This is a genomic window from Ammoniphilus oxalaticus (assembly GCF_003609605.1).
Classification (GTDB): Bacteria; Bacillota; Bacilli; order Aneurinibacillales; family RAOX-1; genus Ammoniphilus; species Ammoniphilus oxalaticus.
This window is the reverse complement of record NZ_MCHY01000010.1, coordinates 21,690-45,088: the sequence shown is the minus strand read 5'-3', so window position 1 is coordinate 45,088 and position 23,399 is coordinate 21,690. Positions and strand designations below refer to the sequence as shown.

Genomic DNA, 23,399 nt, shown 5'->3' with positions numbered 1-23,399 from the left:
TACTTTTTGTTGCTCACTCCCTTCCATCCAACAAACCATATTTCACCTTCATCCGATCGATCTTTTCAATAAAAGGCTGCGAGATGACGTATAAGAAAAAGACAGTCGCGATCGTATGCACAAGATCAAACCCAAAGCCTGAAATATACGCGGCAAGCAAAGCCTTCCAGGAAAACTCAGCGGTAAACATGAGCAGACTGCCAAGATTGATCAATCCCCCATAAATGAAAAAGGTCGCTAGTCCGCCGTAAATGCACAAAGAAAGCTTCGTTTTTTTGAGCCAGCCTTTTTGAAATAAAATACCCGCCAAAAAGCCAATAATTCCAAAGCAAAACATTTGCCACGGGGTCCAAGGCCCTTGCCCGAAAAAGAAGTTAGAAACGAAGCCGACCGTCGCCCCGACCAAAAACCCCGCTTCCGCTCCTAAACTAATCCCCGTAATGATCACAATCGCGACAACCGGTTTAAACTGCGGCAACATGAAAAATGCAGCCCTCCCCGCAACGCCAATCGAAGCGAGAACCGCGATAATAATCAATTCGCGTGCTTGCGGCTCCCTCTTTTCAAACACCATCGCGAATGGAATCAAAGTGTATGTGATGATCAACAAACTAATAAAGTAGTACTTTCGATCATTTAAAAAAAAGATTCCTACAAAAATCGTGAGCGGAATAACGAACAAAATAAAAAAGGCGGACAAAGCCGTTCGTTTTGTTCGATTCCCGCCCGTTAGCTGCTTGTCCGACATAGTTCAATCACATCCTCGGTCGTAACGACTTCTTGGCAAATATGCCGGGCGATGCGGTTAGCCGCGGTCGTATAAAAACTGTTCCCCGCAAAAAACATTCTCGTCTCATTTTTCGTGACGATACTTCCATCAAAAAACAGGGCGCATGTATCCGCAAATTTGGCGCAAAACTCAATATCATGCGAAACCATCACAATCGTCACCCCTTGCTGCTTTAGCTTAAGCAGCATCTCAGCGAATTTCTCTTTATAAAAGGCGTCCAGTCCTTTTGTCGGTTCATCCAGCAACAATATCTGTGGCTCCAATAATAACACTTTTGCAAGCGCCGCCCGCTGTTGCTCGCCTCCGCTTAAATCATACGGATGCATCGAACGCTTATCTTCTAATTCGGCCAACGCCAACGCGTCCCTAATCCTTCGCTCCCGCTCTTCTTCACTCATGCGGCTTTCGGCAATCATCTCCCTTAAGTCGAGTTCTACCGTCTTCTTCAAAAATAAGCTCTTCGGGTCTTGCGGGAGAATCCCTAAGTTATTCGTAAACCGCTCCTTGACTGGAATCTTACGCGCTTCTTTGCCATGTAAGAAGACGCGTCCCCGATACGGCGTATTCAACCCACTGATCACCGATAGCGCGGTTGATTTACCGACGCCGTTGCCCCCGACGATGCAACAAAACTCCCCTTGTCGGATCGTCAGCGATAAATCTTTGATGATATCCGTTGACTTCTTCTCATAGCGGAACCATACTTCCTTCAACTCGATAACAGGCTTGTTCGATTCAAGCGCGTCACCCTCTTGCCCGGCAGGCGCCGTGTAATGATGTTGTTTATCCTTCATGTAGTGATCGATCCAGCGTCGTCCTTCATTGATCGTTAGTGGACAATCCGCTGCGTCTTCCACGCCTTTTGCTAGACGCAGCGCGGTCGGCATCGCCCAAAACATCGGGTGGTTGATCTGATTTAATCGCACGCCCACTTCTCTTGGCGTCCCATCAGCGATCAGCCGTCCCTCATCCATCACAAACAGTCGATCGGAAATGGGCGCGACTTCCTCCAAACGGTGCTCCGATAAAATAATCGTGACCCCAAGCTCGCGATTGATCTTTTTTAACGTGTCTAAAAAGTTAGCGGCCGCAATCGGATCCAGTTGAGAGGTCGGTTCATCCAACACGAGCGCAGCAGGTTGCATCGCCATAATCGACGCCAAATTTAGAATCTGCTTTTGACCGCCCGACAAGTCTGTCACCTTCTGATGAAACCACGTATGTATTCCGAAGTAACTCGCCATTTCCGCGACGCGAAGTCGGATCGCCTGTTGATCGTATCCTAAACTTTCCAAACCAAACGCGAGCTCATGCCAAACCTTTTCAGTCACTAATTGATTGTCCGGGTTTTGAAACACAAACCCGATTTCCGACACTTGTCTACGCGGGTCCAGCTTCTCCAATGGCTCCTGAAAGAAAAAAATATCTCCTGTTCGCTTCCCATGCGGCGTATGGACTGGCTTCAAATGCCGTAACAACGTGCTTTTTCCAGATCCAGACCGCCCGCACACGGTCACAAATTCGCCGCTCTCAATGATCAGCGTAACGTCTTTTAGCGCCTGCTCGTCCGCTTCGGGATACGTAAAATTTACATGCTCGATTCGATACGCTTCCATTTCATAGCCTCCTGTAGATGTAGAAGTATCGGTATGACGCAAAAAATAAAATAGGCTAGATAGATGGCCAGACTGAACAACGTCAGATCCGCTAACGTTATCGAAGGATAAAATCGAATCGTATTCTCTCCCATTGCCGCGCCGATGAAAATGGTTGCATCCAATCCGATCAGGGCGAGCAGCATAAGTTTGTCCCTTTGATCAAAACGGAAGATGGAAAAACTCGTTCTGCCGGGCAGACCATAGCCCCTTGAATTCATCGAGTCTGCTGTTTCGACCGCATTTTCCAAGGCCCATGTCGTCATCATCGATAAAATGTTCATCCCGTTTTTTGCCCGCTGGATCACATTTCCCTGCGCCACGCCCCTGCCTAGCGCCTCTTGAGCGCGGGCGATTTCCTTCAGCTGTTCGGTATACATCGGCACAAACCGCAACGTCATCGAAAAAACCAACGATAATTTTGGAATAATTTTGCCGAACAAATAAATAAATTTATCCGATGTCATAACCGCGTTATAACAGGAGAACCATAAAATAACAGTGATAAACATAAATGCCGCCGCCACCCCGTACAAGATCGATTCCAACGTAATCGGGTTGCCGCTTTTTAAATAAAATAGAATCGTGACCCCCTGATGATTGAACGCGGGGTTTAAAATAGCCATAACGAGTAACATCGGCATTAAATAAAGGAGATTGAATGTCACCCCTTTTTTGCCTTTCAACATAATCGAATACGTAAAACTGCTAATAAAAGCAATCGCTTGAAAAATAGGGTGCATGAAAAACATGCTAAATAAAATAACGGACACAAAGTAGAAAAAAATAATGCTTGGATGAAGTCGAGCAAAAGGATCGTTTGTCATGCTTATTGTCCCCCTATAACCCCCGCTGCGCCGCCAATGTCCCTACCTAAGTCACACGTATACACCCAGTCAATTACGTCGCCATCTTTCAAATAGTAGCGACTCGCCCCGTAATTCGGGAACCAGCCATTCACTTTATACATCCAACCGCTCAGTTCGCCGCAATCAAACTCATAAATATTATTAATCCCTTCGATATAATGGCTATTGTAGACGGGCGTCATCGTAAACTCCATATGAATTTTATTGCTGCGCATCTCTCTTAACAGCACATCAAAAACAGACTCTCCTTCATAAAAAGTCACCTTCCGCGGCGCGTAAATGACACCGTCTGCGGGCAGCACCTCCAGCTTGTTTTTATTGAAGAGATGCATATTGTTTAAAATCGTCTTACTCGTTACGGACAGCGTCGCGGTCAATGGTTTCTTTTTATCGACGATGACATCTTGCGGTTCAACAGGCTTTGGCTTTCCTGCGGGAACAGGGTCCGTGAGGTACTTATCCTTTTTATCCTTGTTTGCCTGATCTTGAGCGATGATTTTTGCCTTTTCCGCTTTTTGTTGGGCGGGCGCGTGATCTACCTTTTTCTCAACGGGAGCCGCGGGTGGACTCGCTGGCGTCGCTTGCTCCGGTGGAGCGCGTTCTGCTGTTTGCGTTTGCTTCCCTTCTTGCGCAACGGAATCTTGCTCAGCTGCTTGTTTCGCTTCACCCTCTTCAGCTGGTTTTACTTCTTTTTCGTCGGATGTTTGCGCAGCTGAATCTGATTTTTCCGTCTCCTCTTCGAAATCCGATTCTTCTTTTTCCTTGTTATTATCAGCGCCGCTGTCAGAAAGGCGCGTGGTTGTGCTTGCCTCCTCCGATTGCAAGGGAGTCACATCGCGGTCGCCTCCAATAAAAAAGGCTAAGATTAGCAGGACGGCGATCACCGCTCCAAAAATGACCTTTTTGTTTCTCATCGTTTCACCTCCGTTAATTTTAAAGAAGGGTGAAATTTCTTCCACCCTCCTTTTGCAACAAACGTATTTTATTTTACATCGGTTAAGTCATAAAGACGATTGTCTTTGTTCACGAATCGTTGATACGCAACGAGCGCGTATAAAGATTGGTCCGTCGCCATTGGATCGACAACGCCTGGTTCCGCTCCGCCATTGCTTACGCCGCCTGGCTTCACGTGATAAAAACCACCGCCAGACACCGCAAAACTTAACAGCGAATCAACAACCGACTGGCCGTTCTTGACAAACCTTGAATCCGTATGCGGATCGATGCCCAGGCCAGCTAATGCGACAATCACTTGGGCTGTACTTTCTGAGTTGACTGAACCCCAACTCGCAAATCCGCCGTCCGCCTTTTGGACTTTGGACAGCCACGCAATGCCGCGATCAACGGCCGCGCGAACGTCTGGATTCGTCTCGTAGTAAGGCGTTAAGCCTTGAATCGCCATCCCTGTAATATCAGGATCGGCTTGAACTGGATTTTCGCCCAATGCCCAACCGCCGCCCGCAATTTCTCGATTTAAAATAAATTCGATCAATCGCTCTCGCGTCGTTTGCGTTGCCACGCCTTCGACGATTGGAATCTCATAGTTTTGACTATCTAATGCGATTAAGGCGAAAATCGGACCGTTAATGCCTTGAATCGTCAACGTCTCAAAATCAGCGAGCGGTTCGCGTAAGTCATAGCCCGCCACATTCGTAATGTCTTTACCGAGCGCGGCTAACGCCAAGATCACGCGATCGTACTCCGTATATTTCACACGGTGCAGCACGCCTGATTTTTCAGTTAACGTTTTTTCTAAATTGGCATAGTAGTTCTCATAGAATTGTTTCGAAACAGGTTCTCCCGAACGAGCGACCCCAAACACGGACCACTCTCCGCCAATCGTCGCGACAATCGGAGATGGATTGGTCTGCTGAATATGAGCCGCTGTTTGAGCGATCTGTTGTTGAACGTCCTTGTGGACAAGTTGCTCCTTGTCTTCAACTGTCGGTTTAACAACCGTTGGCTGAACGACAGGCAACGCTCCCTCTCTATTATAATGGTACGCCTTCAAAGCGACAACAACAGCCATCTCTCTCGTCGCCTGATCTTTCGGATGGAAGGCGCCATCATAACCAACCATAATGTCAGTCGAGGCGACCGCTTGTGTCGCTGCTTTCGCCCAGTCAGCGATGCGTTGTTCATCCGCAAAGGAAATCGGATCGCCTTGCGCCGCTAAACGCAAGCCTCGTTGCAACATCGAAGCCATCTCTTCACGACTAATCGTCTTATTCGGATGGAACTTGCCGTCATAACCGGATACAATCCCTTCTTTATATGCGGCATTGACCGCTGGATAGAACCAATCGCCTTCTTTTACGTCCGTGAAGGAAATCGTCTTGTCCGTCGGGCTGTCTAAGCCAAGCGCGCCAACAAACATCGTCGCGAACTCAGCCCGCGTCACATTGTGTTTTGGTTGAATGTTGCCATTGTAGCCACCTACTAAACCTCTTTGCGTCGCTTCCTGAATCGACGGATAAGCCCAATTGGCAATGAGATCCGCGTCTTTATAGATGTTCGCGAGATTTAATTCAACTGCTGTTGCGCTCGATTTAACTTCCGACTCTAGCTTTTGTTCTGTATATAAAACAAACGTCGTAAAGTGATTTGTTTTAATAATGAGGTCATCGCCATCCACATAGGCATACGTTTGTAGTTTTTCACCCTTTGTGGCGCGTTGCCCTTCTTTGTCCGATTCATAGATTTCAATCGGCGTAAACGCATCTTGTTCAATGAAACCGACTTGATGATTTTGCTTACCCTTCCCTTTCAAAGTAAGTGTAACAGGGTTATCAAATATAACTGTCCCCTCAGCATTCCCCATCGAAAAAGCATCTTCGATTTTAATGCTCTGATCCGGATGTTGTTTTGTAATGATATCGTCTACTTTTTCATCCTTACTTAGGGAAGTAAACAATTCCAAAAGCGCGTTCCCCGACATTAACTTCGTATCTTTCTCGATTACAAAGCTTTTATCTTCAGCCTCAATCGTCACCTTTGGAATGCGATCCTTTACATCCGCTAAATTGATAAATTGTTTTGCTGTCGCTCCCTTTGGAAGCTTGATCGTAATATTTTCCGTATCAAGCAAATCTTTAGAGATTTTGACCGTATGGTCTTCTTTTACATCCTCAGGAATTTGCAAGACAGGATTTTTATCTCCTGGCTTCCTTGCGACTGGAACACCACCACCTGGAACAGGCTGGTCTTCCCAGCGGCTCATGTCCTGTCCAAGGTCTTGGCCTAGATTTGTCGTGTAACGCCATTGAACAACGTCACCGTCTTTTAATGTATGTCTACTCGCTCCATAATCAGGATACTTACCGTTAACATTGTACATCCAACCGCTGCCGCTGCCATGATCAAATTCGCCGTCGCCAGCGATCGATTCAACGTAAATGCTGTTGTATTTTCCTGAAAACGAAGATGAGTAAGATATACCGCGTTCATCCATTTCACGTCGCAGCACATCCCACACGCTTTCGCCTGCGCTAAATTCAACTGTTGTAGCTGGTAAAACATAGCCGCGATTTATCGTGAGCTTGTCGATGGATAGTGTGATTGAACCTTTCTTAGAAGAGTCACTTGTGTTGCCCGGTGAACCACTCGTACGCTCATAAAATAGGGTGTACGTCTCATCTCGCTTGTTACCCGCTGCATCGGTTATTTCGATAGTGATCGTATTTTTACCGTCCGTTAGCGTCGCGCGGTACGTACCGTCCGTTCCCGTGATTGTTTCCCCATTTAATTTGACAAGCAGGTCTTTCACATTTTGGCCGTTAATGGTAAATGTGATTTCTTTTGATGTTACTTTTTCGCCATCTGTTAAACCAGAGACTGTAAGCGATGACTCACTCGGATCCTTTTCTTCAGGCTCTTCTGTCGGTTCCTCCGTGGAAACAACATCCGTCATATCGTACAGTCGAGTTTCGCCGTTTACAAATCGGTCATAAGCGACTAACGCGTAGGTTCCTTGATCAGTGGACATGGGATCTACTTTCCCAGTCGATATATGTTTGAACCCACCTTCTGAAGCTGTAAAGGCAAGTAAAGCCTCTAACGCTGATGTTCCGTTCTTAACAAATCGCTTATCCGTATGCGGGTCAATATTTAGTCCTGTTAAGGCTACAATGACCTGCGCAATACTCTCAATATTTGGCGATCCCCAACTAGTATAGGTTCCATCTGCCTCTTGGATGTCAGATAACCAATCAATCGCCCGATCGATGGCTGCTTTTACTTTAGGGTCAGATTCGTAATACGGTGTTAATGCTTGAATCGCCATCCCTGTAATGTCAACATCTGGAGTAGTCCCCCATAAAGCCCATCCACCACCGTCAATCTCTTCTTCTAAAATAAAATTGATCGCCTTTTCCCTCGTCGTCTGATTCGCTACCTCGGCCTTAGCTGGGACGGCATAACCTTTTGTATCGAACGCAATAAGGAAAAAGATTGGGCCATTAATCCCTTGCCATTTGACATAGTTAAAATCAGCCAAAGCTTCTTTAATGTCGTATCCCGCTACATCACCAACGTCTTTGCCAATGGCGGTCAATCCTAAAATTAAGCGAGAGTGCTCCGTCCCTTTGTGTACATCAAGTTTTCCTTCATTTTCTTCGAACTTTTTAGCAACTTCATTTTCTGCGTTTCGGTAATACCGATCATAATAACCATCTGGCACAAGATAGTTTGCTCGAGCCAATGAGAGAATCGTCCACTCGCCGCCTATCGTGCCAATTGCCGGGTTGTCTACAGTTTCAACTAGATAGGCTAGCGTATTATCAAGTTGCTCTTTAACTGAAAAACGCTGTTCGTCACCCCCACTCCCATCGTCTTCTGCTGGTTCTTCACGAGAAACAACGTCCGTCATATCGTACAGTCGATTTTGCCCGTTTACAAAACGGTCATAAGCAACCAGCGCGTAAGTTCCTTGTTCTGTCGCCATTCCGTCGACACTGCCGTCTACGTTATGAGCGAATCCTCCCGTTGGAATTGCAAAGGTAAGCAATGCGTCAACTGCTGATGTTCCATTTTTAATGAATCGCTCATCGGTATGCGGGTCAATCCCGAGCGCTGTCAAGGCAACAATCACTTGCGCGATGCTTTCGCTATTAACCACGCCCCAGCTTGCGTATTTTCCGTCTTCCTTCTGAGCTTCGGACAACCAAGCAACCGCTCGATCGACTGCTTCTTTTACATCCGAACGCGTATCGTAGTAGGGCGTCAATCCTTGAATCGCCATCCCAGTAATATCAGGGTCAGATATATTTCCAGCTAGAGCCCACCCGCCGCCGTCAATTTCACGTTCTAAAATATAATCAATCGCTTTGTCCCTCGTTAACGGATTGTCGATTCCTTCTTGAACGGGGACGTCGAACCCTTTTGTATCCAGCGCGATCAAAGCGAAAATCGGACCATTGATGCCTTGTCTCGTCACAAAATCAAAATCGGCTAATGCCTCTCTTATGTCATATCCTGCCACATCGTCAAAGCCTTTTCCGATTGCGGTTAGGCCTAAAATCAAGCGAGAATGTTCTGTTCCTTTATTCCGATCCAGCTTCCCTTGATTTCGTTCTTTCTCAAACTCGATCGAAACTTCTCTTTCCACGTTCTCGTAGTAGAGTTCATAATATCCATGCGGCACAGTGTAATTCGCTCGCGCTAAGGACAGAATCGTCCACTCTCCCTCAATCATGCCAAACGTTGGATTATCCACCGTTTCGACAAGAAAAGCGAGATTTTTATCCAGTTGTTCTTTGGCAGAGACGATTGGTAGCGCTTCGTCTAGTTCAAATTCTTCCTTGGTAAATTCCACATTTTCTTCGACAACCTTTCCATCTTCTGGCTCATCCATAGATGATTCTTCAGATGATTTCTTATCATCATTTTGTTCAACGGCTTGTTCAACGCTTTCTTTAGGCGCATCGTCCGCTTCCAAAGAATCCTTCGAATCAGCTAGTTCTGTTCCTTCTTCCGCCTCTACTAATTCTATTGATTCTATTTGTCCATTAGCCTCTGAATCATCTTCCAACTCGCTTGTTCCATCCAGCGCGCGAGAGTTTCTTAAATCCGCAGCCTCATGTTGATTCGCCGCATAACCGAGAGAACTGCCAAACAATTGAAAAATAAGTACAAAACTTAATAAAATTGACCCTAAACGACGGGTCGGACTTAATCTATTCGACATTCATATGCCTCCACTGATATTCATTGTTGTTCAAAAATACTCCTTTACGCACAAAAAATACCCCTTAACTCCAAGTTAAGAGGTATTTACAGTATGAAATAAGGCATTCGCTTCACCTGTTACATCACCCCTCCATCGTCCGTAGAGTCTCATGGTGTATGAACGATAGGCAGGTCTTCTGGCTCAAGCGTCATTATCCTTACAACCTTCCCAGTTGCCCAGTGGTATCTCTGCAAGGACTCTTCTTTTACAGTGGCGGGACCGCGCAGGACTTTCACCTGCTTCCCTATTAACCAAGTAGAATCATAAACTAGCAAGCATCTACTCGGAACCTATGTCATCAACATTTTTCAATTGTAGACTCAACGATAACCCTATAAATGGTTATCTGTTGACTATGTATTCTTTCGCAAAGAGCTAGACTTGTCGAAAGTCAATTCCTTATTTACTATAGCCTATAAAAACTTAGCTGTCATCCCCAAGAATTTTATTGCTAACAATATAGCATGCAGTATCTTAAGATGAATTTTTGAGGAAATTTTAAAAATTTGATTGGATTCTCGGCAGCGCCTGTTAGCTTATGAGCGAAAACAAGTGGAGAGTAGGCTTTCTTCCATCACGGACAGATTACCTTTTTCATTTATATAGATTTGACTCTTTTATGCGAAGTCCAGTGTGATGGCAGATACGCTTATCCGCGCGAAACTTATTTGATTATAAAGCATCCCTATTCGCAAATTGATCACACGCTCTGTAGCGTCCGTAATTAACTACGGACGCTACATATATCTTTTATTATCATTAAACTACTTCTCAATCGTCACCGTGCGTTCCTTGTCATCCCAGTCAATCTTCTTACCAAAGGCTTCGCTAATGTAGCGGATTGGCAGCATGACACGGTCATCTTTGATTTCGGTCACAGTATCCATGACGATTTCTTCGCCATCAACGACCATGATATTACTTCCGACTCGTAGTTGCGCCGATTTCCCCGCTGAGAAGGTGACAGTTCGCGCGACGTCATTCCAGACGATATGGCGGTCACGTACGCCGACAGATTCAGCGACATAGCGGATTGGTAGATACGTTCGGTCATTTTTAATGTAAGGCGCTACGTCCATCCGTTTTTCGTTTTTATTGTTAAGGTAAGTTGTACTGCCTACTTTAAACGTCACGTATTCCTTCTTTATCATTTTTTCATAGGAACCGATCGTGATTTGATGTAGTTTATCCCACTGAAGATCGATGTTGATCTCACCTTGCTTTGTTTTTGACGGATCAACGGCTATGAATTGAAGCGGGATTTCCCATTTACCCGGTACATTTAATGTCGCATTAAGGCGCTCAATGCTAATCTCTTGACTGAAGTTCTTTTTCACTCGCAGATCCCCTGCTTGACCTTCAATCATTAGTTCTTTGTTTAGTCCATCCCATGCGAATCCTTGCGGTAAACGAACACGCAATTCTTTATTTCTCGTTAGAGCAACAGCATCGTCTTCTTCAATATGCAGCTTAAATTTCATCTCATCACCATTTTGTTTAAACCCGCTAGCACTCAGCTCAAATGTCGTCTCTTCACCGTAAACTTTCCCGATTGACGCGGTTCCAGCTGGAAAGCCACTACCAGGCGAGGGTTCAAAATTTACATTGACCGCCCCATACGATCTACGGTCAATATGTACGGAACCAAATTGTAAATAGAACACAAAATCTTGATCAACTTTTTGATCCAGTAAAGATGTAATCACCAAGCGCCGTTGATCGGGTTGACTGATTGAAAAGGGAGCCTTTTTTCCATTCCAGTTCGGCTGCCCGTTAAAGGTAAGCGGAGCGACCAAACGATTTTGCATCCCGCCAAAGTGGGGATGGATCCCATTTTCAAAGGTTAACGAAACGAAGTCTGGCAAGCGGACGACAAGCGCATCCCCTTGTTTCAAACTGCCGGCATCGACGACAACTTGAATATTCCCTAATTGTTGAAATCCATCAGCAACGGTTGGATTTTGTGTGGAGGAAATCGTGCCTGAAGCATCAACAGTTACGATAGATGAGAAGAGCAAACCAACAGATAAGATGGATGCAGTGAGCAATTTCTTCATTTTTTAATCATCTCCTTCTATTCCATTATAATAGAAAAGCATGTAAAAAAGAATCGCATAACAGATTGCGATTCTTTTAAGAGCATTATCTACTTGTTCCCGCTACCCATGGTTTCTTTAACGCCAGCTTCAGCGTATCATGTTGGGTCACTAGACCGAGCATTTGTTGTTGTAGCTGTTCCGTTGCTAGTTTGGCTTCAAACATATCTTCCGCTGTTGCCATTCCAGCATCATAACGAACTTGAACTAATTTTAACGCTTCCTGCGCTTTTTCCAAGTTCGATTTAAGAGCATCATGTTGTTGCTCAAGCTGATGAATGTTGTAGTAAATCGAGCGTACCGCGGATTCAATCTGTTCTTTCGTGCTTGCAGCGGAAACTTGAGCCTGATCTTTTTCTAACTGAGTTTGCTCATAAGCAATTTTATCGTTCGTCGTACCTGAAAATGTAAAGTACTTCACATCTAGTGTTGCTAAATGAACGTTCTGCTCCGCTAACCAAACTGCTGAGCTGCCTGTTACAACCTGAGAAACAGTCGTATCAAGATCAACATTCCCCAACTTTTCAAAGTTTGGCTTCGATGCTAACACAACTTGTTCATTCGCATTTTTGCCGATCAATCTATTAAATTTAGCGTATGTGTCAGCTAACCCTTTTGTCGCTGCATCCAAATTTGCTTTTGCCTCTTCTAGGGCAAAGTTAGCTTGCGTTGCCTCAAAAGAACTCGCCATCCCATTATCCTTTTTTACATCGATCACTTGCTTTTTCAACTGCGCATTTTCCAGACTTACTTGAGCTACTTTCTTTGCTTCTTGTCTCACTAATATTTCATTGTATGCCGATTTTACATCGAATTCTAGTGTTTCTTCTTTGATCTCATATTGTTTCTTCGCCATAAAGTAGGCAGTCTGAGCTTTGTTCCAACCGGTGAAAGCGCTTGATGCCGCTTGGTTTCCACCCGCAGCAGGAATGAAATCAATCGCATCGCTCGCCCCTTCTAACGACTTATCCGCTTTTTCAATATCGATTTTAGCTGATTTTAAATCTTTGCTGTGTTCAAACGCGAGTTTGATGGCTTGCTCATATGTTAGACCTTCCCCAACAGTTGCTTCCCCTTGATCACTACTTGTAGATTCGTCTTTGTCTTTGTCGACCTGTTGTAATGCAGGCTGATTTGTTGTAATCAAAACAGTCTTTGTTTTATTGTCCCACTTTACCTCAGATCCGAACGCTTCACTAATAAAACGAAGAGGAACCATCGTTCTTCCTTCCACAATCCGAGCTTCGACATCTAATGGAACTGGCTTACTGTTGACAAATCCTGTTTTAGATCCAAGGTCTAATCTTACTTCTGTCGTATCTTTTGTCGCTGTAATCCTCCGCGCGCTATCATCCCATTTCACATCAGCTCCAAGGGCCTCAAAGATGCCACGTAAGGGAACCATCGTAAAATCATTATAAATGATTGCGGGTTGATCAAATTGTTGAACTTGACCATTAATCTGCACTTGAACGCCTGTTGCCTGAGCCGCATTTACCGATAATAGCGATGAAGCTAGAAGTGATAGAGATAAGAGATAGCTAAATCTTTTTTTCATCGTAGTTTCAACTCCGCATGACTAGTTTTGAGTAAAAAAGGGCCTCCTCTCGGAGAACCCTTTTTTAAAATGCATATTAATATAATTATTGGTTAACTGTAACTGTGCGGTCAGCGTCGTTCCAGATAATGTCCGCTCCAAGAGCTTGCCCTACAAAGCTAAGTGGAAGAACAGTACGACCATCTTTAATAACAGCATTTACGTCCATAGGAACAGCAACGCCATTTAGGGTTAAGATGTTGCTACCGATTGTTAATTGAGCTACGCGGTCACCTTTAATGATTGTTACTGTGCGAGCTGCGTCGTTCCAGATGATGTTCTCTTCTGTAACTCCGATTGCTTCAGCTACGAAACGAACAGGTAGGTACGTACGTCCGTTTTCGATGAATGGAGCAACGTCTGCAGTTTTATCAACACCACTTACAGTGTAAGTTGTGCTACCAATTGTGAACACAGTTGAACCCTTATTAATTCCAGGTGCTGCAGTCGCAACTTTAGCAATTGTGAATTCAGTTGTGTATTTGTTCCAGTTTTGGTTTGCGATTGCTGCAGTTTCAACCACCGCAGAGCCTTGAACTTTAACCTTTACATCACCTTCAGGTAACGTACGGTCAAGTTGGATTTTCACATCAGAAACTTTAATTTCGCTAGCTTCTGTGCTGTCAGAGTCAATTGTAAAGATAAGAGCTCTATCATTATCGCTTAATTTTACATCACTAATGGAAATATCTCCACTTCCAACAGTAACCTTAGGCGTTCCGTTAAACTTAGCACCTTCAGGTAATAGAAGTTCAACACGTCCATCATCTTCTAAAGCTTCAGCAGCTTTTTCAGTCAGTGTAAAGGAAGCTCCTTCTTGATTTGTTAGACCGATACTTACGTTAGGAACAACATCAGTTGTAACCGATACAGCTTGAACAACTTCAGCTACAATCACCTTACCTTCAACACCCGCACTACCAGCCACTTCAACTTCTAGATCTCCTTCAAAAGAAGGATCAACTGCAACCTCAACATTCTCAAGTTCTAATTTCGCAGGATCTTTATCACCTACGTTACGAACTTCAAACTTAGCTGTGCGCTTGTCAGTACCGGTTAAACCAACAAACACTAGATCAACAGACTTATTGGAATCGAAGTCTCCAAGAGTAGATTCATTCCAACGAGCACTCTCAGGTAGCGTTAGTGTTACTGTACGGTTTTCAACTAAGCTCTCATTAATTGTTTCTTTAATAACAATCGTACCAATTTCTTGTTCGATTTTACCAGAAACAATTTCAGTTGCATCTTCTACAGACAATTTACTTCCATATTCACCGTATGATCCAATTTTAGCGGAAGAAATATCTGTTTTTGTTTTACCTGAAACTCTTGCAATGATATCACCGTCTTTAACTTTGCTATCATTGTCTACTACGAAATCAGGTTTAATTTCAATCTTTGTTGCTTGAGAGGTTTTAGACTTGGAATCAAATTTGATGATTAATTCGTCTTCACCTTTATTTGTATCTAAAGTTAATCCATCTAGCACAGATTTGTCACCGTAAGTAACTACTACGTCACGTACAGTTAATCCATACTCGGAAGTGCGATCACTAGATGTAGCATTAGCCCATTTGTAACCGCTTGGTAATTTGATTTTAATTTCGCCATCTCTAGCAAATGAACCTGGTACTGTTTCAGCTAGGTTGATAGTCGGGTCAAAACGGTTGTTGCTGTTGTCTAAGCTGCTGAAGGATACTTGAACTTCACCTTTGGAAGCAACGTTAGCAACGGTAACTTTCCCTGTAGGGAATGAACTGCTGGAAGAAGCTTCGAATGTAGCTTCAGCAGGGCCACTGTCACCTTTATCAACATCTAACGAACCGAAGTTTACGAAGAACACACCATCTTCTGTAAGGTTAGTTGTTGGACCATTGTAAGTTACAGTAATTCTATCTGCTCCTGTTTGACTAGCAGAAACAAGAATTTGATCACCAGCTACAATTCCTTTAGCTTCGTCAGCTGCTTCTTGAGCTTTATCAGCTTCTTTTTGAGCTTTGTCAGCTGCTTCTTGCTTTTCGTTCGACTCAACTAACGCTAAAGCCATTTTAGATCTTGCAGCTTCTACGTCAGCTTCATCGGCATCTTCGTCAGCTGCAATTTCATCGTAAGCTTCTTTAGCAGTATCGTAAGCTTCTTTAGCAGTTTTAGCTGCTTCTTTTGCATCGTCAGCCTTCTCTTGAGCTGCATCAGCCTTCTCTTGAGCCTCTTTAGCCTCATCACTTAAGTTACTATCGGAGTTGTCATTGTAAAACGCGTTAGCGTCACCAGAAAATCTCTCTGGTACGTTAATGTTGTTCTTCCCGCCAAACTTTCCAATCAGGTCGTAAGGCGCTTTAATAATAACACTGTCACCTTTTGAAATACGAGTACCAGCCGGTACAATTACACGGACAGTACCTACTTCTTGCTCTCCATCAGATACTGTTGGAACAGATGTTGCCTGTATTGATCCTGCTGCCGCATCCGCAGTTGTAGCTGCAAATGGAGCTGCAACGGATGCAACCATAGCTGCTGTTGTCATTACGCTAAAAGCTTTTTTGTTAAGTTTCATAACCTTTGTTTCTCCTCCTCGTTTATGTTTAGGTTGAGAGTTATTTTATTTATCTCTATTTGTTGCTTCCCCACTCGCTATTACAATATGTAGAATAGTAGAGTGTGAAAAGCTCACACGTTTAATAGTATATACTCAACAGTAAAATTTTGCAAAGGGTTTTTTTACCGCTTCGGCAAATGGCCCTATTAAGTTATACTCATATAGTTAAACGCGCGGGTTTCTAAAAGGTTGCGGAGGTTTTAAAAAAACTTTTTATAGAGACTATTCGCAGCTCCATACATTCGCCGTTCTTATGTATATCATCGGAGCGGGTCATCTCTCCTTCGCACAATTGTTAGTATACTATCCGCCGCAAAGAAAGCCAACGCCCAGTTTCTTCCCCACCTGGCTGGTAATTTCCACCCTTGGATAATTCCACCTCAAGCATCCCTATAAAGAAAGAGGCTGTTTCCACAGAATGTGTTGCATTCCGTTGAAACAGCCTCTTTTTATACTTGTCTATTTTCCTGATCGCGTGTTCTCTAGGCGTTCTTCACGCACTCGGAACAGTCGTACAAACCTTAATAGCGGTCCCGTCTTTTTTCCCATTAAGCCGACTGCCTCGGAACCCATCTCCAATAAGATAAGCAAGACGCCAATAAAAATGACAGCTGCCCACTGCTTCGACTGAGACAACAGTACGGCCGACAATGCGAACACAGCGCTGATCGAATAAATAACGATCACTGTTTTTCGGTGGGAATAACCCATTGAAAGCAGACAGTGATGCAAATGGTTTTTGTCCGGTTGAAAGATCGGTTCTTTATGTAGCCATCTGCGCACGATCGCATAAAAGGTGTCAGATAGCGGTACGCCAAGAATCAAGATTGGCACGATGAACGCCATTAAAGCAACTTGCTTGAATCCTAACACGGATAGCGCCGCCAGATTAAAACCTAGAAATAGCGACCCGGTATCCCCCATAAATATTTTGGCGGGGTGAAAATTGAAAAATAGAAATCCGATCACGGCCCCAAGCAGGATCACACCGAACAAAATCGCCAGTGTGTTCGCCATCATGAAGGCCATCACGGACATCGCCAGCAAGGCAATCCCCGATACGCCTGCCGCCAAACCATCTAATCCGTCAATTAGGTTGACTGCATTGGTCACCCCGACTACCCACAACATCGTGATCGGAATACTGAGCAGCCAGCTAAAATTAATTTGACCATCAAACGGTAGGTTGAACAACTCGACGCGCAACCCACCAACCATCACGATCGTCGCAGCAATAATTTGACCGAGCAACTTTGCTTTCGGCGAGATTTGGTAACGATCATCGATTGCTCCCGTGATAACAATGATCGTTCCTCCAATAAAAATACTAAGCGCTTCTTTTGTTTTTGGCACGAACAAGAAAAAACAGATGGCAAAACTAATATAGATAGCTAGTCCACCTAAGCGCGGCATGATCCGCGTATGTACTTTTCGATGATCCGGTTTATCTACAGCGCCCCAACGGACGGCTAGCTTTTTGACTAATGGAGTTGCGACTAATGTTAGAGCCATAGCAATAGCAAGATACATGACATAAACTGCCATTCATAAATCCTCTCCAGTCTGTCTGGTCAATACTTCCTCAATCATTGTAGTAAGTTCCCTTTTCCCCGTCAAACGTGTTTCATTTCCTTTTTGCTTCGAAATAGGCTTTTATCGCAAATTTAGGCAAGGCAAGCTGTCTTTTCCACCGCGTTGGTTGCATGACGAGTCGGTAAAACCATTCTAGATTTAACTTTTGCCAGAAGATCGGCGCTCGCTTCACTTTACCCGCGATGACATCAAGGCTGCCGCCGACGCCGATTGCGATTTTTGTATGTAAGTTTTCTTTTTGTTTAAAAATCCACTGTTCTTGCCTTGGCGCCCCTAGCGCGACAACCAAAACATCGGGACGCGCTTCGTTGATCTGTTCAATCAATTCCGCTTCTTTGTCTTTAAAGAAACCGTGATGACGTCCTGCGATGATCAAGTTTGGATAGCGCTCATGAATGATCGCTGTTGCCTCTTGATTCGCCTCTTCGCTCGTCCCTAAGAAAAAGAAGGACCAGCCGAGCTCGTTGCCCCGCTCTAATAAGTTGAGCAATAAATCGTAGCCCGCCACCCGTTCCGCGACAGGATCGCCTTGCCATCTGGAGGCGATGACAATCCCAATCCCGTCCGGCGTGATTAGATCCGCTTGATCGGTAATTTGCTTGAGATCCGGATCTTGATCCGCTCCAACGACAATTTCTGGATTGGCGGTGATGACGTGGTAAGGCTTGTTCGAGTCGCTGGCAACAACGTTGGTTAGCTTGTTCAGCGTCTCTTCCATATTTAATTTGGAAAAAGAAACTCCCAAGATGGTTACTCGTTTCATATCAGCTGTTACTCCACCTTTTTATATATGCATGAAGCACTGTTTTAGTTATACCATACCTTGCCAAAAAAAAGAAGGAAACCTGTCGGGTTTCCCTCTTTCGTCTTATTTGTTCTGCTTTAAAAACTCCCCAATCCGCTCGACCGCTTTTTCAATGTTTTGCAAGGATGTGGCATAGGAACAACGAATATGTCCCTCGCCGCCTTCCCCGAACACATGCCCTGGCACAACAGCGACATGCGCGTCAGTAATCAGTTGTTCGGCGAATTGGTCGGATGTGAGTCCTGTTGAACGGATCGATGGGAATGCGTAGAAGGCCCCTTCTGGCAAAAGGCAGTCCAGTCCAATCTCATTAAACGCTTCTGTAATGAAATTGCGGCGTTGCCGATAGCTGGTCACCATTTCATCTTTGTGCTTCATTCCATTACGCAACGCTTCAACCGCCGCCCACTGACCCATCACAGGGGCGCACAGCATCGTGTATTGATGAATTTTGGTCATCGCTTCCACGATATCTTCGGGTCCAGCAACGAAGCCGATCCGCCAGCCCGTCATCGCGAACGCTTTTGAAAAACCCGAGATAAGAATTGTCCGCTCTTTCATGCCAGGCATTTCCGCAAGGCTCGTGTGAGGTATATCGTAGCTTAACTCCGCATAGATTTCATCGGATAGCGCTAACAAGTTATGTTTTTCGATGAGGCTGACGATCGGTTCCCAATCTTCTTTCGTCATCGTCGCCCCCGTTGGATTGTTCGGATAACAAAAAATGATCGCTTTCGTTTTCGGCGTCACCTTCGCCTCAATATGAGCTGCGGTCAATTTAAAATCAGTCTGCGCATCGGTTGGGACCCCAACAGGGACGCCGCCCGCTAGTTTGACGACGGGTTCATACGATACATAACACGGTTCGACGATCAGCACTTCATCGCCTGGATCGAGAATCGCCCGCAATGCCAGGTCAATCGCCTCGCTCGCCCCGACCGTCACCAACACTTGGTTTTGATCACTGTACGAAAGATTGAACGCATTCGCTAAATAATGAGCAATTTCAAAACGCAATTCAGGAAGTCCGCTATTCGACGTGTAAGATGTGTGTCCCCTCTCTAACATGGAAATGCTCGCTTCGCGAATCGACCACGGAGTCACGAAATCAGGTTCACCAACCCCCAGTGAAATGACATCTTCCATCGTGCTCGCCAATTCGAAATATTTTCGAATGCCGGAAGGGGGGATCGATTGAATGGTTTGTGATAAGCGCGGGTTCATGGGCTCACGACCATCCTGCGGTCATCGTCGCCTTTTTCATAAATAACTCCATCATGCTTGTACGTTTTTAAAATGAAATGAGTCGCGGTTGAAATGACCGGATCTAATGTGGAGAGCTTCTGAGCGACAAACAAGGCCACCTCGCGCATGCTTTTTCCCTCGATAATGACCGACAGATCATAAGATCCGGACATCAAGTAAAGCGCGTTCACTTCAGGGAAGCGATAGATGCGTTCCGCAATCTCATCAAAACCCCGATCACGCTGCGGCGTCACTTTCACTTCGATCATCGCCGTCACTTGTTCATCACCTTGAATTTTGTCCCAATTAATTAAGGCAGGATAACGGAGGATGATCTGTTCTTTTTCTAAATAGGCAATCGCCTCGACAACTTCTTCGACCGTCACATTAAGTAATGTCGCTAGGCGCTCATTCGTTTGACGTCCGTCTTGTTCGAGCAAACAAAGGAGTTCGATCAACTTTTCCTTTTTCACGTGTTTGTTTCCACCTTTTTTTGCTTACTATTTTATCATATGTACACTAAAAACGGAGCAAAAAAGCAAAAAGGTTGATTTTGCGTTCATTAGTCGCCCATCAACCCCGCTTTCGTTCACTTCACTATGAGATGATCGTGGAAAAAGCAGATTTATAAATCATCGCCTGCTTGTCCCCTTCTTGACGAATGACGACGACATAACGATCAAACGCCTCTACGATGCCATCCATATGTACGCCATTTTTCAAAATAAATTTAACTTGTTTGCTGTTTACTTTTGATTCGTTCAATACTTCATCTTGTTGGACATTCATTTTCACTTTCTCTGCCATCGGTCCCCAAGCCCTTTCCATATTTTTCATTTATCTTACCATAGAATGCAACTTGTTTCCAAAAAATCAGACGGATTAAACAGATTAAATTGACATATTTCCATAGATTGCATACGATCAATCTTGAAACAATGAATGCGCTTGTCGAAACGGATGCAATCGGTCACATTTTTCGTTTTGTCTATTATATAGAAGAAACACGATTTGATTGGGAAAATAATCCCCTTATACATAGACCGCCCGACGCCGACAGCTAAAAAGAGAAAAGGTGATGAGATGAGGTTTATTCGATTTGGATTTTGGGCGTTGCTGGCTTTAAATTTTATGATTCGCGGCTGGCTCGTGTTCAACATTGATACGGAGCCTGTCTCCGATTTTGTCCGCTACTACCAAGCGGCGATTAGCCTGTCGGAAGGCAATGGATATGTGATGTTCGATCGGAAAACAGCTTTCCAAGGGGTCGGTTACCCTGGCTTTTTAGCGGTGTTCTTCGCCATCTTCGGTCCAAGTTTATTACTTGCAAAAATATTAAACTGGCTGCTTAGTCTTGGAGCCGCATTTTTATTTTTATTTCTGGCGAAGCGCATGGTATCGGAAAAAGTCGCGTTACTGGCGACATTGGTTTACTTGTATTTACCGAAAGAAATGTTTTATGTCAATGTGTTAGGCAGCGAGCACTTATTTAATTTCTTATTACTAGCTTTCTTTGCTTGCTATGTGTTGTCTTGGCCAAAAGCCAATGCAGTGAAATCAGCCGATGATGAGCAAGAACGAAAACGCAGTCGACGAAGCCGACGGCGATCAGGCGATAGCTCAGGAAACGAAGCAAAACGCGGCATGTTTGCCCAACGCGAAGGGCGCGAGTGGCTATGGTTAATACCCGCCGGGGTGATTCTTGGGGTGATGAGTTTGGTCAAGCCCCTCTCCCCTGTGTTCGGAGTCATCTTGTTCCTCGCGGAAATCGGACGCTTCGTCGCTCCTTCTTTTGCTAAATTAAAAGAAGCGCGCGGCGGAGTGTGGAAAGGAATCGCACGCACGGCACTCGTCGCTGCTGTGTCGATCGCCGTGATCGCGCCATGGTCAATCCGCAATTATTTTGTATTTAACGCATTCGTGCCGTTAACGACAAATAGCGGATATGTGCTCTACATCAATAACAACGACGACGCGACCGGAATGTGGATGGATCCGTATTCAATCCCAGGCAGTCCGATGGCAAACTCTTATTATCCTGAAACGGACCCGCGTTTTGAGGTGGAAACGGATGCCGCAATGAAAAAAATAGCGTGGGGCTGGATTCAGGACAATCCAGGCCGCTTCATGCAATTGACACTCTATCGATTCTATGAAAACTTCTATCGAAATTGGGATTGGAAATGGGCGGTCGAAGGGCAACACGACGTCGTGTCTGAACATACTCGCGAAACCATTCAACGCTGGTCTGTCGTCTCCCATGCGATGGTCGCTTCCGCTTTTTTCATCGGGGTGATTCCGATGGTGACAGGGCTGGTGTCGACGGCGCGACGGTATTGGCGGCGCAAAGAGGAGAACGCGGAAGGGCTCGGGCTTGCGGCTTGGGAACCGCGTTTACTACTCATCGCATTCAGCTTGCCCGCCTGCGTGATCACCGTCGTTACGGTGATCTTCGAAGGAAACGCCCGCTACTCGTTCCCCTGCCACCCTGTGTTCGCGCTTTACACCGCGATCGCGATTAGCTTGCTGTGGCGGGCGGCGCGAGATGACAGCGGAGGCGGCGATAGAGATGGACAAGGCGCTGGCTCTGCTGGCGCGGAATAGGCGCATGGTGGTGATCGGCGCGTTATGGGCGAGTCCACTCAAGCGCTCGGAACGCGCCGCGTTCATTCAATCCAAAACCACCGAAAGGTGGTTTTTTCCTTATTTCTTTCAATTGTTGCGAAGGATGACCTCGTGGAGGATCTGGTTTGGGTTCCAGTGCGATCTCCCTTGGGATATGGGAGACCTTTCCGCGCTTATGAGCGACTTTTTCACGATATAGGCGGGATTTTTGTGATATAGGCAACTTTCGCGGGATGTGGGCGACTTTCGCATGGATACGCGGGTCCATCTCCGGGCGAAATCCCTACCCCTATTAGTTCGTTTTGTTCAAACTCTTGAAATGTCATTCGTTTCGTTTCGATTAATTTCAAAAAAGTGTCCAGAGCTTCAATATCAGTAAAATGCCTCACGGGTAAGCTAAGCCAATTTAAAAAGATTATTAAAGATTTGGCACTGTTTCTCTAAGTACGCTCGGTGCCCTCCCGCAACAAAAAACCACCTTTCGGTGGTTTCAATGCGCTTATTCCTTATTCCGGGATATTCCCGCCAGCGACACGGTCCCCTGCGTTTCCAGCTGGGTCTGTCGTTAGATCATCTTCTTCCGCATGGATAATAAACGATTTGCCAAGGATCGAATTGGGATGTCCTTTTTCCAATGTCGCTCGAGGGACGAAAATTTCCGTTTTTACCGAGCCATCCACCGCGACCTCGATGTTACCAAGATCACCAAGATGGGCATCCCCTTCATGATCTCGATGATTATATCCGTGTTTCGCGCCGTCTGGATTAAAGTGTCCACCCGCCTCCGAAAAATCAGTCCCAGTAAAGGATGAGGCATGGATGTGGAAACCATGTTTACCAGGCGTCAATCCAACCGCTTCAAGAGTTAGGTTCACACCGCCCGCCTCTTGCTTCAGCAATATCGCTCCGATTTCTTTACCATTTGAATCGATGAGCGTCACCAGCGGTTGATCGATCGATACCGTCCGCGTTTGCTCATTCCAATAAACAGGCCTGTTGAACCAGCCACTTACATCACGAAGCGGAAGATAGGTACGACCATCGATCACGACGGGGCCGCCATAAGAAGTCATCTTCTCTTGTCCACTAAGTAATATTTTCATACTACTGATGTCCCCCTTCACCGCGGCAAAAGCAGCTCCACTCGTCAAAAACGTTCCAAGAATCACACCACTCACAAATCTTTTCATAAAAACCTCCACTGTATGTAAATTTTATTCAAGACTACTAAAATTTAAGGAGATTTAAAAGGATAAACGGGTGAAATGGGAGTTTCGTAGTCTAGCAAATGAGTGGTTG

The 23,399-nt window shown here is 45.2% G+C and carries 16 protein-coding genes and 1 riboswitch; of the genes, 2 read left to right on the top strand and 14 right to left on the bottom strand.

Annotated elements, in window-relative coordinates:
* Positions 1-13: 13 nt before the first annotated feature.
* The 13 genes from BEP19_RS15060 to BEP19_RS15000 all read right to left on the bottom strand — a co-directional run bounded on the left by BEP19_RS15060 (position 14) and on the right by BEP19_RS15000 (position 20,282).
* Positions 14-748 carry an ECF transporter S component gene (locus BEP19_RS15060; protein ID WP_120190763.1) on the bottom strand — a complete coding sequence of 245 codons (735 nt, stop codon included), beginning with the start codon at positions 746-748 and terminating at the stop codon, positions 14-16.
* Positions 730-2,406, bottom strand: a complete 1,677-nt coding sequence (locus BEP19_RS15055) for an ABC transporter ATP-binding protein (protein ID WP_120190762.1) — start codon at positions 2,404-2,406, stop codon at positions 730-732. The genes BEP19_RS15060 and BEP19_RS15055 overlap by 19 nt, the downstream gene beginning before the upstream one ends.
* Complete coding sequence (locus BEP19_RS15050; RefSeq protein WP_120190761.1) at positions 2,379-3,272, bottom strand: energy-coupling factor transporter transmembrane component T; 894 nt, start codon at positions 3,270-3,272, stop codon at positions 2,379-2,381. Before BEP19_RS15050 ends, BEP19_RS15055 begins: the two co-directional genes overlap by 28 nt.
* 2 nt (positions 3,273-3,274) lie before the next feature.
* Positions 3,275-4,228: a DUF4430 domain-containing protein gene (locus tag BEP19_RS15045; RefSeq protein WP_120190779.1), complete on the bottom strand. Its 954-nt coding sequence runs from the start codon at positions 4,226-4,228 to the stop codon at positions 3,275-3,277.
* A gap of 68 nt (positions 4,229-4,296) precedes the next feature.
* Positions 4,297-9,498 carry an S-layer homology domain-containing protein gene (locus BEP19_RS15040; RefSeq protein WP_120190760.1) on the bottom strand — a complete coding sequence of 1,734 codons (5,202 nt, stop codon included), beginning with the start codon at positions 9,496-9,498 and terminating at the stop codon, positions 4,297-4,299.
* A 151-nt stretch (positions 9,499-9,649) separates the two neighbouring features.
* A riboswitch (cobalamin riboswitch) is annotated at positions 9,650-9,847 on the bottom strand.
* A 457-nt stretch (positions 9,848-10,304) separates the two neighbouring features.
* The gene (locus BEP19_RS15035; protein WP_120190759.1) at positions 10,305-11,597 is read right to left on the bottom strand and encodes a copper amine oxidase N-terminal domain-containing protein; all 1,293 of its coding nucleotides are present in this window, start codon (positions 11,595-11,597) and stop codon (positions 10,305-10,307) included.
* A gap of 85 nt (positions 11,598-11,682) precedes the next feature.
* A complete protein-coding gene (locus BEP19_RS15030) occupies positions 11,683-13,194 on the bottom strand; it encodes a stalk domain-containing protein (protein WP_120190758.1) in 1,512 nt (503 codons plus the stop codon).
* A gap of 85 nt (positions 13,195-13,279) precedes the next feature.
* Positions 13,280-15,790 (bottom strand): copper amine oxidase N-terminal domain-containing protein, encoded by a 2,511-nt coding sequence (locus BEP19_RS15025; RefSeq protein WP_120190757.1) that lies wholly within the window; start codon positions 15,788-15,790, stop codon positions 13,280-13,282.
* A 501-nt stretch (positions 15,791-16,291) separates the two neighbouring features.
* Positions 16,292-17,377 carry a glycosyltransferase family 4 protein gene (locus BEP19_RS15020; protein WP_120190756.1) on the bottom strand — a complete coding sequence of 362 codons (1,086 nt, stop codon included), beginning with the start codon at positions 17,375-17,377 and terminating at the stop codon, positions 16,292-16,294.
* A 79-nt stretch (positions 17,378-17,456) separates the two neighbouring features.
* Positions 17,457-18,188 (bottom strand): WecB/TagA/CpsF family glycosyltransferase, encoded by a 732-nt coding sequence (locus BEP19_RS15015; RefSeq protein WP_120190755.1) that lies wholly within the window; start codon positions 18,186-18,188, stop codon positions 17,457-17,459.
* 105 nt (positions 18,189-18,293) lie between these two features.
* A complete protein-coding gene (locus tag BEP19_RS15010; RefSeq protein ID WP_120190754.1) occupies positions 18,294-19,454 on the bottom strand; it encodes an aminotransferase in 1,161 nt (386 codons plus the stop codon).
* Positions 19,451-19,948 (bottom strand): Lrp/AsnC family transcriptional regulator, encoded by a 498-nt coding sequence (locus BEP19_RS15005; RefSeq protein WP_120190753.1) that lies wholly within the window; start codon positions 19,946-19,948, stop codon positions 19,451-19,453. The genes BEP19_RS15010 and BEP19_RS15005 overlap by 4 nt, the downstream gene beginning before the upstream one ends.
* Positions 19,949-20,072: 124 nt before the next feature.
* Positions 20,073-20,282: an RNA chaperone Hfq gene (locus BEP19_RS15000; protein WP_211329364.1), complete on the bottom strand. Its 210-nt coding sequence runs from the start codon at positions 20,280-20,282 to the stop codon at positions 20,073-20,075.
* Positions 20,283-20,486: 204 nt separating this feature from the next.
* On the opposite strand from BEP19_RS15000, the gene BEP19_RS14995 reads away from it, so the two are divergent.
* Both BEP19_RS14995 and BEP19_RS14990 read left to right on the top strand, forming a co-directional pair.
* On the top strand, positions 20,487-22,079 hold the full coding sequence (locus BEP19_RS14995) for a hypothetical protein (RefSeq protein WP_147393810.1): 1,593 nt from the start codon (positions 20,487-20,489) through the stop codon (positions 22,077-22,079).
* Positions 22,045-22,299 (top strand): hypothetical protein, encoded by a 255-nt coding sequence (locus BEP19_RS14990; protein WP_147393809.1) that lies wholly within the window; start codon positions 22,045-22,047, stop codon positions 22,297-22,299. Before BEP19_RS14995 ends, BEP19_RS14990 begins: the two co-directional genes overlap by 35 nt.
* A 307-nt stretch (positions 22,300-22,606) precedes the next feature.
* On the opposite strand, the gene BEP19_RS14985 is transcribed toward BEP19_RS14990, so the two are convergent.
* On the bottom strand, positions 22,607-23,290 hold the full coding sequence (locus tag BEP19_RS14985) for a superoxide dismutase family protein (protein WP_120190750.1): 684 nt from the start codon (positions 23,288-23,290) through the stop codon (positions 22,607-22,609).
* Positions 23,291-23,399 lie beyond the last annotated feature (109 nt).

Bases quoted from the DNA above. Each gene is read 5' to 3' on its own strand.
- BEP19_RS15000 (WP_211329364.1), bottom strand. From the start codon at position 20,282: ATGGCAGAGAAAGTGAAAATGAATGTCCAACAAGATGAAGTATTGAAC.
- BEP19_RS15050 (WP_120190761.1), bottom strand. From the start codon at position 3,272: ATGACAAACGATCCTTTTGCTCGACTTCATCCAAGCATTATTTTTTTC.
- BEP19_RS15060 (WP_120190763.1), bottom strand. From the start codon at position 748: ATGTCGGACAAGCAGCTAACGGGCGGGAATCGAACAAAACGAACGGCT.
- BEP19_RS15030 (WP_120190758.1), bottom strand. From the start codon at position 13,194: ATGAAAAAAAGATTTAGCTATCTCTTATCTCTATCACTTCTAGCTTCA.
- BEP19_RS15035 (WP_120190759.1), bottom strand. From the start codon at position 11,597: ATGAAGAAATTGCTCACTGCATCCATCTTATCTGTTGGTTTGCTCTTC.
- BEP19_RS15055 (WP_120190762.1), bottom strand. From the start codon at position 2,406: ATGGAAGCGTATCGAATCGAGCATGTAAATTTTACGTATCCCGAAGCG.
- BEP19_RS14985 (WP_120190750.1), bottom strand. From the start codon at position 23,290: ATGAAAAGATTTGTGAGTGGTGTGATTCTTGGAACGTTTTTGACGAGT.
- BEP19_RS14990 (WP_147393809.1), top strand. From the start codon at position 22,045: ATGGACAAGGCGCTGGCTCTGCTGGCGCGGAATAGGCGCATGGTGGTG.
- BEP19_RS15040 (WP_120190760.1), bottom strand. From the start codon at position 9,498: ATGTCGAATAGATTAAGTCCGACCCGTCGTTTAGGGTCAATTTTATTA.
- BEP19_RS15045 (WP_120190779.1), bottom strand. From the start codon at position 4,228: ATGAGAAACAAAAAGGTCATTTTTGGAGCGGTGATCGCCGTCCTGCTA.
- BEP19_RS15010 (WP_120190754.1), bottom strand. From the start codon at position 19,454: ATGAACCCGCGCTTATCACAAACCATTCAATCGATCCCCCCTTCCGGC.
- BEP19_RS15025 (WP_120190757.1), bottom strand. From the start codon at position 15,790: ATGAAACTTAACAAAAAAGCTTTTAGCGTAATGACAACAGCAGCTATG.
- BEP19_RS15020 (WP_120190756.1), bottom strand. From the start codon at position 17,377: ATGGCAGTTTATGTCATGTATCTTGCTATTGCTATGGCTCTAACATTA.
- BEP19_RS15015 (WP_120190755.1), bottom strand. From the start codon at position 18,188: ATGAAACGAGTAACCATCTTGGGAGTTTCTTTTTCCAAATTAAATATG.